Origin of the sequence: Flavisolibacter ginsenosidimutans, assembly GCF_007970805.1 — a bacterium.
GTDB classification, from domain to species: Bacteria; Bacteroidota; Bacteroidia; order Chitinophagales; family Chitinophagaceae; genus Flavisolibacter; species Flavisolibacter ginsenosidimutans.
Genome location: NZ_CP042433.1, coordinates 1,425,291 through 1,438,153, shown reverse-complemented (window position 1 = coordinate 1,438,153; position 12,863 = coordinate 1,425,291). Strand labels below are relative to the sequence as shown.

14 protein-coding genes are annotated in these 12,863 nt (G+C 45.9%); 7 read left to right on the top strand and 7 right to left on the bottom strand.

All coding sequences use genetic code 11. From position 1 onward, the window contains the following. Positions 1 to 79: 79 nt before the first annotated feature. The 4 genes from FSB75_RS05940 to FSB75_RS05925 form a co-directional block, all read right to left on the bottom strand. Positions 80 to 409 (bottom strand): HepT-like ribonuclease domain-containing protein, encoded by a 330-nt coding sequence (locus FSB75_RS05940; RefSeq protein WP_146784207.1) that lies wholly within the window; start codon positions 407 to 409, stop codon positions 80 to 82. Then, complete coding sequence (locus FSB75_RS05935; RefSeq protein ID WP_146791807.1) at positions 399 to 701, bottom strand: nucleotidyltransferase family protein; 303 nt, start codon at positions 699 to 701, stop codon at positions 399 to 401. Before FSB75_RS05935 ends, FSB75_RS05940 begins: the two co-directional genes overlap by 11 nt. A gap of 360 nt (positions 702 to 1,061) precedes the next feature. Beyond that, positions 1,062 to 2,102: an N-acetylmuramoyl-L-alanine amidase family protein gene (locus tag FSB75_RS05930; protein WP_146784204.1), complete on the bottom strand. Its 1,041-nt coding sequence runs from the start codon at positions 2,100 to 2,102 to the stop codon at positions 1,062 to 1,064. 97 nt (positions 2,103 to 2,199) lie between these two features. Then, a complete protein-coding gene (locus tag FSB75_RS05925; RefSeq protein WP_146784201.1) occupies positions 2,200 to 3,138 on the bottom strand; it encodes an N-acetylmuramoyl-L-alanine amidase family protein in 939 nt (312 codons plus the stop codon). Between the two features lie 119 nt (positions 3,139 to 3,257). Between FSB75_RS05925 and FSB75_RS05920 the strand changes: the two genes are divergently transcribed. Next, positions 3,258 to 5,978 (top strand): putative LPS assembly protein LptD, encoded by a 2,721-nt coding sequence (locus tag FSB75_RS05920; protein WP_146784198.1) that lies wholly within the window; start codon positions 3,258 to 3,260, stop codon positions 5,976 to 5,978. Positions 5,979 to 5,989: 11 nt separating this feature from the next. Then, positions 5,990 to 6,574 carry an NADPH-dependent FMN reductase gene (locus FSB75_RS05915; protein WP_146784195.1) on the top strand — a complete coding sequence of 195 codons (585 nt, stop codon included), beginning with the start codon at positions 5,990 to 5,992 and terminating at the stop codon, positions 6,572 to 6,574. Position 6,575: 1 nt separating this feature from the next. Here the strand turns inward: FSB75_RS05915 and FSB75_RS05910 are convergent, their stop codons facing one another. Both FSB75_RS05910 and ung read right to left on the bottom strand, forming a co-directional pair. After that, complete coding sequence (locus FSB75_RS05910; RefSeq protein WP_146784190.1) at positions 6,576 to 7,307, bottom strand: lysophospholipid acyltransferase family protein; 732 nt, start codon at positions 7,305 to 7,307, stop codon at positions 6,576 to 6,578. 58 nt (positions 7,308 to 7,365) lie between these two features. Beyond that, positions 7,366 to 8,037: a uracil-DNA glycosylase gene (gene ung, locus FSB75_RS05905; protein ID WP_146784187.1), complete on the bottom strand. Its 672-nt coding sequence runs from the start codon at positions 8,035 to 8,037 to the stop codon at positions 7,366 to 7,368. 203 nt (positions 8,038 to 8,240) lie between these two features. Here ung and FSB75_RS05900 point away from each other — a divergent pair, with 203 nt between their 5' ends. From FSB75_RS05900 to FSB75_RS05880, 5 genes are all read left to right on the top strand, one after another. Further along, positions 8,241 to 9,569, top strand: a complete 1,329-nt coding sequence (locus FSB75_RS05900) for an inositol-3-phosphate synthase (protein ID WP_146784184.1) — start codon at positions 8,241 to 8,243, stop codon at positions 9,567 to 9,569. Further along, positions 9,566 to 10,018: a phosphatidylglycerophosphatase A family protein gene (locus FSB75_RS05895; RefSeq protein WP_146784181.1), complete on the top strand. Its 453-nt coding sequence runs from the start codon at positions 9,566 to 9,568 to the stop codon at positions 10,016 to 10,018. Before FSB75_RS05900 ends, FSB75_RS05895 begins: the two co-directional genes overlap by 4 nt. Then, the gene (locus tag FSB75_RS05890; RefSeq protein ID WP_146784178.1) at positions 10,018 to 10,389 is read left to right on the top strand and encodes a GtrA family protein; all 372 of its coding nucleotides are present in this window, start codon (positions 10,018 to 10,020) and stop codon (positions 10,387 to 10,389) included. Before FSB75_RS05895 ends, FSB75_RS05890 begins: the two co-directional genes overlap by 1 nt. A gap of 41 nt (positions 10,390 to 10,430) precedes the next feature. After that, positions 10,431 to 11,177 (top strand): CDP-alcohol phosphatidyltransferase family protein, encoded by a 747-nt coding sequence (locus tag FSB75_RS05885; RefSeq protein WP_146784175.1) that lies wholly within the window; start codon positions 10,431 to 10,433, stop codon positions 11,175 to 11,177. 80 nt (positions 11,178 to 11,257) lie between these two features. Then, the gene (locus FSB75_RS05880) at positions 11,258 to 12,241 is read left to right on the top strand and encodes a phosphatase PAP2 family protein (protein ID WP_146784172.1); all 984 of its coding nucleotides are present in this window, start codon (positions 11,258 to 11,260) and stop codon (positions 12,239 to 12,241) included. 92 nt (positions 12,242 to 12,333) lie between these two features. Here FSB75_RS05880 and FSB75_RS05875 read toward each other — a convergent pair whose 3' ends face one another. Continuing rightward, the gene (locus tag FSB75_RS05875; protein ID WP_146784169.1) at positions 12,334 to 12,861 is read right to left on the bottom strand and encodes a c-type cytochrome; all 528 of its coding nucleotides are present in this window, start codon (positions 12,859 to 12,861) and stop codon (positions 12,334 to 12,336) included. Positions 12,862 to 12,863: the final 2 nt, after the last annotated feature.

The window sequence follows — 12,863 nt, the reverse complement described above, 5'->3', positions numbered from 1 at the left end:
TTCAAAAGCTAATTAAAGAGCAAATGATGATTGATTATTCGTCTGCCGGTATAGCGGCAAACTATTGTTAGCAGCAGTGCTATTTAAGAAGTTCTTGAATCTCTTGTTTAAGGATTGGCAGATGCTGTATAATTATGTTCCATAAAATTTCGTCAGAAACAGTATCGTAACCATGGATGATGCGGTTTCTAGTGTCGACAATCTTTCTTGTATTGGCAACATCAATCGAATCGTCTTTGGCTAGTATTCTGCTCATTGCTTCACCAATAATTTCGATGTCTCTTTCAACCGCTCTTTTGGTTTTGAGATCAGAATGGAACGAAGCAAAGTCTTGAAAGTTGGTGAAAGATTCAATTTCCTCGATAGCATTTAGGATGTCGAAAAGCCAGGTTTTGATTTCAAGCTCCATAAAGAAGTCGACGTTGATTTTCTATCGCTTGTTTAAAGTATGGGTTCTTGATGGTCTTTTCTTCTAAAAGATCAATACGCCTTTTGAAAACCTCCTCAAGTGCAAACTTTAGATTAAAATAATTGTCCGCATAACAATCAATATCCTGAGATTCAAAATCAACTATGAAGTCAATATCGCTGTCACTGTTGAACTTGGGTGTCAAAGCAGAACCGAATGCATACAGCTTTTTTACCTTATGCTGTGCGCATAACTTTTGAATGTCTCTTCTATGCTTCTCGATTACAGTCATAGATCCACCAAATTTAAGCAATAAGCGCAAGGTATTCAAGGCATCTTTAATTCGAGATATTCTTCATTGCTTCCAACAGTTGTATTTGCGCTAATATACTTGACAAATTTACCAGCGCAATTTTTGTCATCACCTTTTCAACCACTTATAAATATTGCCGCGCCTTTAAACTTATAGCGCAAATACGACTCACTATCTTAATTTACTAACCAGAAAATTGCCCCACCGTTTGTTCGTGATGCAAATCTGCCGCAGAGCGAACAAAGCGTACAAGTGTGCGACACAACGAAAGCAAAATAGATAAGCGAACCCCTGGTTCATAAATGATCAACGCAAAAAGGCCAGAGTATTTAAGCCCGGTTATTTTGCCGCCAACGTCTTTCTGTTTTCTCCAGGCGTGTTGTGGTGTTCATTCAAAGCTTGCAGGAAAGCATCGTTCATTGTTGCCGGTGTAGCGGGCACGTAAACCGAAGGGCCGTTTGCGTTCTGCCTTTTCTCCAGCCATTTCATGTAATTGCCAACGGCCTTTGTGATGCAGTCGGCCAGTTCAAATTGGCCGTTTTCGCTGTTCAAGTATTTTTCTTCATCAGGATTGGTGATGAAACCGGTTTCCACAAGAATGCTCGGCATGGCCGTGGCTTGCAAAACCCAAATGCCTACTTGCCTTTGCATGGGGCCACCGCTGATGCGGCCCACTTTTGAAAATTGTTCTTCCACCATGTTCGACAGCATGGCGCTGCGGGTGCTGTACTGCTTTGTTTTTACAAGCGAGAGCGCCACAAACTCCGGCGAGTTGGGGTCAATGTCGCCATAGGTTTGCTTGTAGTTGTCTTCTTCAAGCATCTGTGCGTTTTCGCGAACAGCCAGTTCTTTATCCTCGGCTTTGTGCGCTCCCCAAATGTAGGTTTGCGTGCCTTTTTCGTGCGTATTGGGCGTAGTATAATAGCGGTATTGCGGCACCTTGCGGGTGTGCTTTTTTTTCTTCTTGCCTTTGCCGGTGTAGTACACTTCTTTTTCGTAGCCCACCAACTCCTTGTGATGAATGGGCGGCATGGCGTTCACGTGAATGGAAACAAAAAGATCGCCGTGGTTGCGGTTGGCAATGTTGGCTCTTTCTTTCAGCGCCACGATGTTTTCGGTGGGCCGCGTTTCTACAATTTTAATGTCGGGGTATTGGTCCCTGATTTTCGCCACCAGCTTTTTCGCCACTGCCAGGCAAATGTCATCTTCATAAGAATAGCTGCCTCTTGCGCCGTTGTGGTTGCCGTTGTCCATGATGCCGTGGCCCGCGTCAATGATGATGGTTTTGATCACTTGCTGATCCTTCTTCGGCGGCGCAAAAGAAGTCAGCAAGGCCGAAACGGAAAACAGGGTTACGATTAAAAAAGTTTTTTTCAGCATACCCGATACGTTTTAGAAAAAGCGAATTTCTTATAAAGAATTAAAACTCGTTTTTGTTTTCGGTGAAAATTGCTGCAAAGCCAGCCAACGCTTTTGCTTATGCTCCTTTTGCCGGTGCGTCAAGCGACGAAAGATAGGCTTTGATAGCTTGCAGGATGTTGTTGGCGATTTCGGTTTGACCGCTCTCGCTGTTCATGTATTCTTCTTCTTCTTTGTTAGAGATAAAGCCGGCTTCAATCAAAATGCTCGGCATACCCGTGGCGTGCAAAACCCAAATGCCTTTTTCGTTTCGTTGTTTTACGCCGCGGTTAATGCGGCCAGCCTTTTCAAATTCCTGTTGCACAAACTCGCCCAGCTTAACGCTTTTTAAAAAATATTTCTTGCTGTAAACGGATTTCAGTGCGTTAATCACGGGATCGTTGGCCTGCTCCACAATGGTGCTGTCGTTGCCTTCGCCGCTATCAAACTCGCCGTTCCCGGTAACAAACTGTCCTTTGTGCGAATTCTCAGCGGCCGTCCACACAAAGGTTTCGGTGCCTTTGGTGACGTTGGTTACGTAAAAGCTTTCGTAGATAGGCACTTTCACTACGTGCTTCTTCTTTTTCTTTTTGCCGGTGTACGTTACTTTCTCATCATAGCCTACAATGCGCCTTTCGTTCCAGCCGCCCGGCGCACGTCCTGCGGAATTGCAATGAATGCTGATGAATAAATCGGCCTTTGACTGGTTGGCAAAAGAAGCGCGGTAATGCAAGGCGTCGTTCTTTGTTCGGGTATTGCCGGGAAAGACATCAGTAGTGCGGGTAAACAAAAGATTCACGTCGGGCAATTCTTTTTCCATGAGTTCACCCAGTCGTTTGCTGATGGCAAGCGTTAACTGTGCTTCGGTAGAATGGAGTCCGTCGGCGCCTTGGTCGGGCCCACCGTGGCCGGGGTCAATAATGATGGTTCGACCCGCTTTTTTTGGTGGCTGCGCGAAAGAAAAAAAGCAAAGGGAAAAGAGGAAAAAAAAGAGAAACAGAAATGGTTTTTTCAACATATCAGATTTTGTTTGACGGTTTGGAATCTTCACAAATCCTTTAAGGACGGAACGACTACATTTGTTTACTTCTTATGTCCGGACTGCACAAATTTAAACGAAATTGGCTCGGTGTTCTGATGGCCACAGCCACATTTTGCATTGTGCTAACGTCGGCAAAGACACAAGCCGCAGGCGGACAAAATACAATTTCTTCAGAGCAGATCAAAGACACGATTCCGAAGAAGCAATCGGCAATCGGTCATCAGCAATCAGCATTCAGAAACCGGCAATTGGCAAAAGACACAATTCCCCGAACGAGTCGCGATTCGCTGCTGGTTCTTTCCGATACGCTTCCGCCACGCAAGAACGATTCAAGTTTCACCGCGCAACGCACCGATACCTTTTCCCTAAAGCTTGCGAAGGACACATTAGACGCGCCGGTAGAGTACCAGGCCGAAGACAGCGCCGTGCTGTTGGTGAAAGAACAACGGTTTATCCTGTACGGCAAAACGGAAACGAAATACAAAGACGTTTTAATCAATGCACCCCGAACCGTTCTTGACCAACAGACCAATATATTAACGGCAATCGGTGAGAAGGACAGCCTCGGACGAACGCTTACACGTGCAACGTTCAAGAGCAAGGAACAAATGTTTGAAAGCGATTCCTTTCAATACAATTTTAAGAGCCAGAAAGGTCTTACAACGAATACTTACACCAAAGAAGGGGAGTTTTACATTAAAGCCAATGTGTCGAAGAAAATAGACGAACGGACCGTGTACGTGAAAGAAGGCTATTTCACCACCTGCAATTTGGACGATCCGCATTTTGCCTTCAAGACAAACAAGATGAAGGTTATCTCCAACAGCCTTGCGGTTTCGGGGCCAACGCACCCGGAATTTGAAGGCGTGCCCATTCCCATTTATTTGCCTTTTGGCATTTACCCGCTTTCGCAGGGAAGGCATTCCGGTTTTTTGCCGCCGCAGTTTACCTCAAACGTACAATTTGGTTTGGGCCTTGAAGGCATGGGCTGGTACCAGGTGCTGAACGATTACGTGGACGTTACCGTTCGCACCAACGTTTATTCTTATGGTGGTTGGAACCTGAACCTCATTCCGCAATACCGCAAGCGCTATCGCTACAACGGTTCGTTCAACATCGGCATCACCCATACAAAGTTTGCCTTCAAGGGCGACCCCGATTATCAACTCATTAAAGCTTTTCAGATCAACTGGAACCACAGCATGGACTCGCGGGCTAAACCGGGAGTCAATTTCATGGCTTCGGTTACCGCCGGCTCTACGCGGTACAACCAATACATTGCCAACAACCCGTACAAGAATTTTCAAAACAATCTTTATTCCTCTATTTCGTACACGCGGCAATGGCAGGGCAAACCTTACTCGTTGCAGCTTAGTGCAAACCACAACCAGAACAGCCTTAGCCGTCTTATCAATGTTACCTTGCCCGATGCCGGTTTTACGGTAACCACGCAATACCCGTTTCAGCGCAAAGAGTTTGTAGGTACGCCGCGCTGGTACGAAAAGATTGGCGTTGGATACAGCGCTGTAGCCCGCAACCAGATTTCGTTTTACGATACCGGCCACGTAAGCCTGCGCACTATTTTGGATACGATGCAATGGGGCGCACAACACCGTTTCCCCATCAGTCTGCAATTGCCGCCTTTGGGAAAATTCTTTGTCAGCCCTTTTGTGAATTACGAAGAGACATGGTACACCAAACGCTTTAGCCGCGTGTGGGACAGCGCAAATAAAAAAGTAGATACGCTCAGTCTTCGCAAAGGTTTTTATACAGACCGGCAATTAAACTTTGGCATCAGCTTTAACACCAACATTTACGGTATGTACGAGTTTGGAAAAAACTCGAACATCGTAGCCATTCGCCACGTGATGCGGCCCACCGTTAGTTTCAACTACAAGCCCAATGTTTCCAAACGTAACTACGACTACATACAAACCGACACACTTGGGCACAAGCAAGCCCTGGCACAATTTGAAGGAAATTTGTTTTCACCTTATTCGTACGGGCGGTTTGGCGGATTGAGCTTTGGCCTGGACAACAATCTGGAGATGAAAGTGCGCAACAAAAAAGATACGGCCGAAGGAGGAACGAAAAAGGTCAAGTTGATTGACGGTTTTGGTTTTACAAGCGCCTATAATTTTTTGGATACTGCTTTCAAGCTTCAGCCCTTCAATCTTTATTTCCGCACAACCTTGTTTGAAAAACTCAGCATCTCGGCGCAAGGCCAGCTTGATCCTTACCAGGCCACGGATTCGGGCTTGCGTGTAAATCGTTTTGTATGGGAAGGCGGCCGGTTCACGCCGGGCCGTTTTACCGGCGGGAGTATCTCGGCTTCTACTTCGTTTCAAAGCAAGTCAAAAGACGGCGACAAGTCAAAGAAGCAAACAACAATTACAGACCCCAATCTTTTGAGCGACCAGCAAGCCTTGCAGGATTACATGCAGCGCAACCCTGCCGAGTTTGTGGATTTCAATATTCCATGGTCCGTGAACCTTTCGTATTCCTTGTCTTTTAACCGAACCCTGAAGCCGGACTACAGCGGCTATACAACGAGCATTAATTCGAGCATCTCCTTCAACAACAGTTTTAATTTAACGCCCAAGTGGAACTTCAGCACCAACGGCTTTTTTGATTTCAACACGGGCAAGGTGACGAGCTTCTCCATGAGCATTGCCCGCGAAATGCACTGCTGGCAAATGTCCATTGCCGTGACGCCCATTGGCAATTACCAGTACTTCAACATTACGCTAAGTCCCAAGTCATCGGTACTGCGAGACTTGCGGGTAAACAGGACAAGAACGTTTTACAATTATTAAGAAGCTGCTTGATGGAATTGACGCAAGACCCAGAGGCAACGACGCATACAAAAAACATCCTGGCAATTATTGGAAGCGCAAGCGATAGTTCATCAAACCAAAAACTCGTTGAACATCTATCCCGCTTGCTGCCAAACAATTTTGTGTTGACGGCGTTTGGCGATTTAAAAACGCTTCCGCATTTTGATCCAAAACTGTCTGTAGAAAATCCGCCGGAAACAGTGGTAAGATTTAGAGAAGCCGTTGCAAAAGCCGACGGCTTGATTATCTGCACGCCGGAATATGTTTTTAGCATTCCCAGCGGATTGAAAAACGCCATTGAATGGTGCGTTGCTACAACTGTATTCAGCAACAAACCAACGGGTTTGATTACGGCTTCGGCACAAGGTGAAAGAGGCCACGAAGAATTGCAGTTGATTATGCGAACAGTAATGGCGAGGTTCACCGACGAAACTTGCCTGCTGATTCAGGGTATAAAGGGAAAAATATCTGAAGACGGAAACATTAAGGATAGCAAAACGCAACGGAATTTAACGGAATTCGCGGAAGCTTTTGTCTTGTTGGTAAACGATACTACTGCCGTAGAACAACAATGAATTAAGCGTTTGCGACGTAATAAGCTTTCATCTTTTCAAACGCTTCTTCTTTTAGTTGCTGCACCGATTTTCCTTCTACATCTATTTGCGGTAAAAAATGCATCTCCACTTTGGTGGGCCAAAAAAAGAAAGGCTTTCGCGGCAACACTCTCTCTGTGTTAAAGATCAGCGAAGGAATAATGGGCTTTTTGGCATCAATTGCCAGGCGAAAAGCGCCGTCTTGAAACCGTGTCAACGGTTCCTTTGTTTTGTTGCGTGTGCCTTCGGGATAAATGCACATGTGCAAACCCCGGCCGAGTACTTCTTTCATCTTAATATAAGCCTGCCTTCTGCCTTCATCGCTTTTGCGGTCAACCAACACTGCGCCGCTCCGGTAAATAACCCCGAACACGGGGATTTTCGCCATTTCAACTTTTGCAATTGTTTTGTTTGGCCCGGGAATGGCCGGAGTGGAGAGCGGTGGGTCCATCATTGAACGGTGATTGCAAATAACCACGTAGTTCTGTCCCTCCTTAAAATTTTCTCTGCCTTTAAAAACACGCCGCACACCCGACAGTACAAAAAAGGTTGTCATCCAGCCGCAATAAAAAATATGCGAAACCCTTGAGCGTTTCGGTTCGGAAAGACGGTCAGCCAGCCAAACGGGAATAACGAAAACCAACAGGGAAAGCACGAATACGAGCAGCGCCCAAAAAGCCATAATCCGGCCTAAAATGTTTTTAAGAAGATTCATGCATGCAAAGATGTGGACGGAAGTTTGATAACTAACAGATGACTTCTGACCTTCGTTTTCATATTGCCCAGTCAACCGGATCAATGCCGTGCTTTACCAAATACGCATTGGTTTTTGAAAAATGGCGGCAGCCAAAAAAGCCTTTGTCGGCAGCAAAAGGAGAAGGGTGCGCTGCTTTTAATACGTGATGCTTTTTTGTATTGATCAATTCTGTTTTGTCCTGCGCAAATTTTCCCCACAACAAAAACACCACGTTCTCTTTTAATTCGGATATTTTTTGGATGACGGTATCGGTAAACTGGTGCCAGCCAATTTTTGCATGGCTGTTTGGTTCGCCGGCACGTACCGTAAGCGCAGCGTTCAACAACATTACACCTCCTTGCGCCCATTTGGTCAGATTGCCTGTATTGGGAATGGGCACGCCGGTATCGTCGTGCAGTTCTTTAAAAATATTGACGAGCGAAGGCGGCTTGGGCACGCCATCAGGCACCGAAAAGCTTAAGCCCATCGCTTGCCCTTTTCCGTGATAAGGATCTTGTCCGAGCAAGACAACCTTCACATTATCGAAAGGCGTTTGTTCAAACGCATTGAAGATTAAAGGCCCTGGCGGATAAATGGTTTTGCCCTGTTCTTTTTCGGTTTTAATGTGCGCTGTAATTTGTTTGAAGTATGGCTTCTTAAATTCTTCCTGCAAGACTTCTTTCCACGATTCTTCAATCCTGACGTTCATTGGCTAAGGTTTATACAAAACAAATGTAAGGTGGAATTGTGCGCTGAACACAGCGGTTTCCGGTTGTGAAACCGCGGTTGAATGTGCAAAATAATTGCACGGTTAAAACCGATTTTCCATTTTCTTTGCTTTGAATCAAAAGAGGTTTTGGAGAGCACAACCTCCGCAACTTCTGCTATTTCTTACATCTTCAACAAATTGATATGCTCACCAACATTGAGAAAAAAGACGGCAAACTGGGTGTGCTCATTCCCGGTTTAGGGGCCGTGGCTACCACGCTAATTGCAGGTGTGGAAGCCGTGAAAAAAGGTCTGGCCCAACCGGTAGGCTCACTTACGCAAATGGGCAACATTCGCCTGGGAAAAAGAACGGAAAACCGCTACCCAAAGATCAAAGAATTTGTGCCGCTGGCCGATTTGCAGGATATTGTTTTTGGCGGCTGGGATGTTTACAGTGACAACGTATTTGAAGCGGCAAGCAAAGCAAAAGTGCTGGAGCCGCTGTTGCTTCATGCAGTGAAAGCCGAACTGGAAGCGATTAAGCCCATGAAAGCGGTCTTTGATAAAAGCTACATTTCAAACCTCGACGGCGATCACGTGAAAGCCGCAGCCAGCAAAGCTGATCTGGCAAAAGCCTTAATGGACGACATTGAAAATTTTCGCGATGCCAATGACTGCGCAAGGGTGGTAATTGTGTGGTGCGGCTCTACTGAAAAATACATCGAGCCTTCGGCGGTGCATCAATCGCTGGAAAGTTTTGAAGAAGGTTTGCGCAACAACGATGCGGCCATTTCACCGTCTATGATTTATGCCTACGCGGCATTGAAACTGGGCGTGCCTTTTGCCAACGGCGCTCCCAATCTAACGGTTGACATTCCGGCCCTGGTTGAGTTATCGAAACAAACGGCCACGCCCATTGGCGGTAAAGACTTTAAAACCGGCCAGACTTTGATGAAGACCATTTTGGCTCCCGGTTTAGCGGCTCGTGCCCTTGGTGTGAAAGGTTGGTTCTCCAGCAATATTCTTGGTAACCGCGACGGTTACGTGTTGGATCATCCCGATAATTTCAAAACAAAAGAAGTATCGAAGCTGAGTGTGTTGGAAGACATTTTGCAACCCGAACACAACCAGGAACTCTACGGTGAACTTTATCACAAAGTGCGCATCAATTATTATCCGCCGCACGGCGATAACAAAGAGAGCTGGGACAACATTGACATCTTTGGCTGGCTTGGTTATCCCATGCAGATTAAGATTAATTTTCTTTGCCGCGATTCCATTTTGGCTGCGCCGATTGTTCTCGATCTTGCACTCTTCATGGACCTGGCCAAACGTGCCGGCATGTCGGGCATACAGGAGTGGTTGTCGTTTTACTTTAAATCGCCGCAAACCGCTCCGGGCCTGCGCCCCGAGCACGACATCTTCAAGCAATTGATCAAGCTGCAAAATACGCTGCGCCACCTCATGGGCGAAGACCTGATCACGCATCTCGGTTTGGATTATTACCAGGATCTTGTAGAAGCAATGTCATGATCGTAAACAAACTGATTGCCACTTGCCTCGGCATTGGCTATCTGCAAAAAGGTGCAGGCACAGTGGCTGCACTTTTTTGTTGCCTTTTGTGGTGGGCTTTGCGCATTGACCAAACGAGTTGGGTTGAACAAACAACACACATTCTTGTTTTGTTTTTTGCCGGTGTTTGGGTGTCGGCAAGGGTAGAAAAAATTTGGGGACACGACAGCAATCGAATTGTCATTGACGAGTGGCTGGGCATGAGCGTGGCGTTGTTCCTGCTGCCGTTCAGTTGGATGAATTATCTTTTAGCTTTTATTCTGTTTCGTTTTTTCGACATTGCCAAGCCTTTGTTCATTCGCAACGCAGAAGCAGCGCCAGCGGGTTGGGGCGTGATGCTTGACGATCTTTTAGCGGGCATTTATTCTGCTGTAATTTTGCATCTGCTCATCAAATATTTTTCTTTTTAATGTTCACGTTTGCCAAAGCTCAACTGGCCTCGTTTGCCGCTTCACTGATTGATTACGTAATAATGATTCTTTCCGTGGAGTTCTTCGGTTTTTGGTACGTTGCGGGCAGCAGTGCAGGAACCATCATTGGCGGCGTTACCAATTTTTCAATAGGAAGGCAATGGGTTTTTCGAGGCGGCTATACGGCCCCTCACATTCAGCTTGGCCGCTACTTTTTGGTGTGGCTGGGCTATTTGCTGCTGGCTACTTCGGGGATTTACCTGCTTACACACATCGGGGGTCTTAATTACATTGTTTCTAAAATTACCGTTACTTTGTTTTTAGCGATTGCTTACAATTACCCTTTGCAAAAAAGGTTTGTTTTCAGGTAAACAGCCCAACGCAAAAAACCGCCTGGCGCAAAACTTTGAATATGGAAACCAGACCTCTTCGTGTACGACTTCAATTCGGTATTTATAAAATCATTGACCCGTTTGTAAAGCTGCTGGTGAAGATTGGCTTTACACCAAACGTGGTGACGGTTATCGGTTTCCTGCTCAACGTTGGCGTGGCAGTTATCTTTATAATGGGTGCCGAAGAAGGCAACCGCGGCGACTTTCGGTACGTTGGCTGGGCCGGTGGTCTTGTACTTTTTGCAGGGTTGTTTGACATGCTTGACGGACAAGTAGCAAGGCTGGGAAAAATGAGTTCGTCCTTCGGTGCTTTGCTCGATTCTGTTTTAGACCGGTATAGCGAGCTATTTACCTTTCTCGGCATTTGCTACTATTTAATTGCGCATCACTATTTCATGTCTTCTCTCATTGCGTTTATCGGGTTGATTGGCTCAATGATGGTAAGCTACACCCGCGCAAGGGCCGAAGGTTTAGGGATTGAATGTAAGGGCGGTCTAATGCAACGCCCCGAACGAGTTGTATTGGTGGGCACTTCGGCGCTTGCTTGTGGCATTGTTTCGGGATACATTGGCGGCAATTACAAGTTGTTTGTAAAAGGCATCCCGTTTCATGTGTTTGAAACAATGTCGGTGTTTACGCTGCCGCTTGCCGTATTGGCCGTGCTTACAAACCTTACGGCTTATCAACGCCTGATGGATGCCAAACGTGCACTCGAAGCAAAGGACCGGCAGAAAGCATCAAGTCAACAACGTCTTGTGAAACTATAAGCTTTGCTTCGTTCATCATTGGCGTCCTTCCCGAACTCATCTTCCGCTTACATTTGCCCGGTAAACAACCGCTGCTTTTCATGACTTCTTGCGATACGGAAAAGGAAACCGAAGTGCTTAAGAAAGCGAAAGCCCGTCAACACGGTGATTCTCTCTTTGATGCGCATTCCGTTAAAACGGCTTTTGTATTAACCGCCTCTTATCTTATTGTTTCGGCTATTTTAATTGGCTTCAAGACAGAACAGGTCATTCTTGTTGCTCTTTTTAATGCTTGCTATTTTGCCGGCCGCCCCACACGACGGTTTATTCTTGGTTTCTCTGTTTTTATCGTGTATTGGATTGTGTTCGACTACATGAAAGCCTTTCCCAATTACAAGTTCAATACCGTTCATATTCAGGACTTGTACCAAGCGGAAAAAAGCCTTTTCAGCTTTTCTTCGCAAGGCAAGATGATTACGCCAAATGAATTTTTCGCACAAAACACATCGTCCTTTTTTGATTTGCTTTCCGGTATTTTTTATTTGTGTTGGATTCCTCTGCCTTTGGCTTTTGCCGGCGTTCTGTTTTTCAAAAACAGGTCTTTGTTTTTCCAATTTGCGCTGACGTTTTTTTTGGTAAACATCATCGGTTTTATAGGCTATTATCTTTATCCCGCGGCACCGCCCTGGTACGTTGCACAACACGGTTTTGATTTTATTTCCTCTACGCCGGGCAATACGGCAGGCCTTGGACGTTTTGATGCTCTTGTTGGCGCCGGCGTTTTTAAAAGCATTTATGCGAAAAGCTCCAACGTGTTTGCGGCCATGCCTTCGCTGCATGCTTCGTATATACTGATCGTACTGTTTTATGGCCTGAAAGGAAAGTTTGGGACCTGGAATATTTTATTTGCTCTTGTTATGATTGGAATTTGGTTTGCCGCTGTTTATTCAAGCCATCATTATGTGCTGGATGTTTTGGCTGGCGTGGGCTGTGCCATTGTGGGCATTGCGCTTTTTCAATGGTGGATAAAAACAAAAACCGGCCGGGCCGTTTTGCAAAAACTGGTTCGAATGGTCACCATCTAATTTGGTTTGTAAACTTTCCTCTCAACAAGCAAATAAAAAGTGCCCCAGGAATGAGGCACTCGGTTGAAACGAAAACCAACGATACACAAAGTTTACTCTTCGCCAGCCACACGCCTCTCGTATTGTTTCAATTGCACGGCAAACAACAAAACGCAAATCAGCAAACCCACCAGGGCAAAATAGGAGAGAAAGAAACCGTAGTTAGCAGAAGAAAGAGGCGCATAATTTGGACGCGCCGAATATGGTTTGGCAAACGGCGCTTTTTCACCGCCTGCTTTTGCTTCGGTCTTGATGTATTCCACAACGTTTTTGATCTGCCCTTCGCTGAGGTCTGGATGGTTGGGCATTTGAACGTGGTTGAATTTGTTGAATAAAGCCACAGCAGCCGTGTCGCCACTTTTAATCACAGTTTGCGAGGAATGAACAAAGTTTACAATCCACTCGATGGAGTGTCGTGTATCCACACCGGCAAGTGCTGGACCCACTAACACTTTATTGACGTTGTGACAAGCGGCGCAGCGGGCGGCAAAAATAGATTTGCCTTCTTCTGCCGGCGGCGCAGCCGTGACGGAAAGCGTGAAAGAAAAAGCAGCAATGAGTGAAAATATTTTTGTTTTCATGC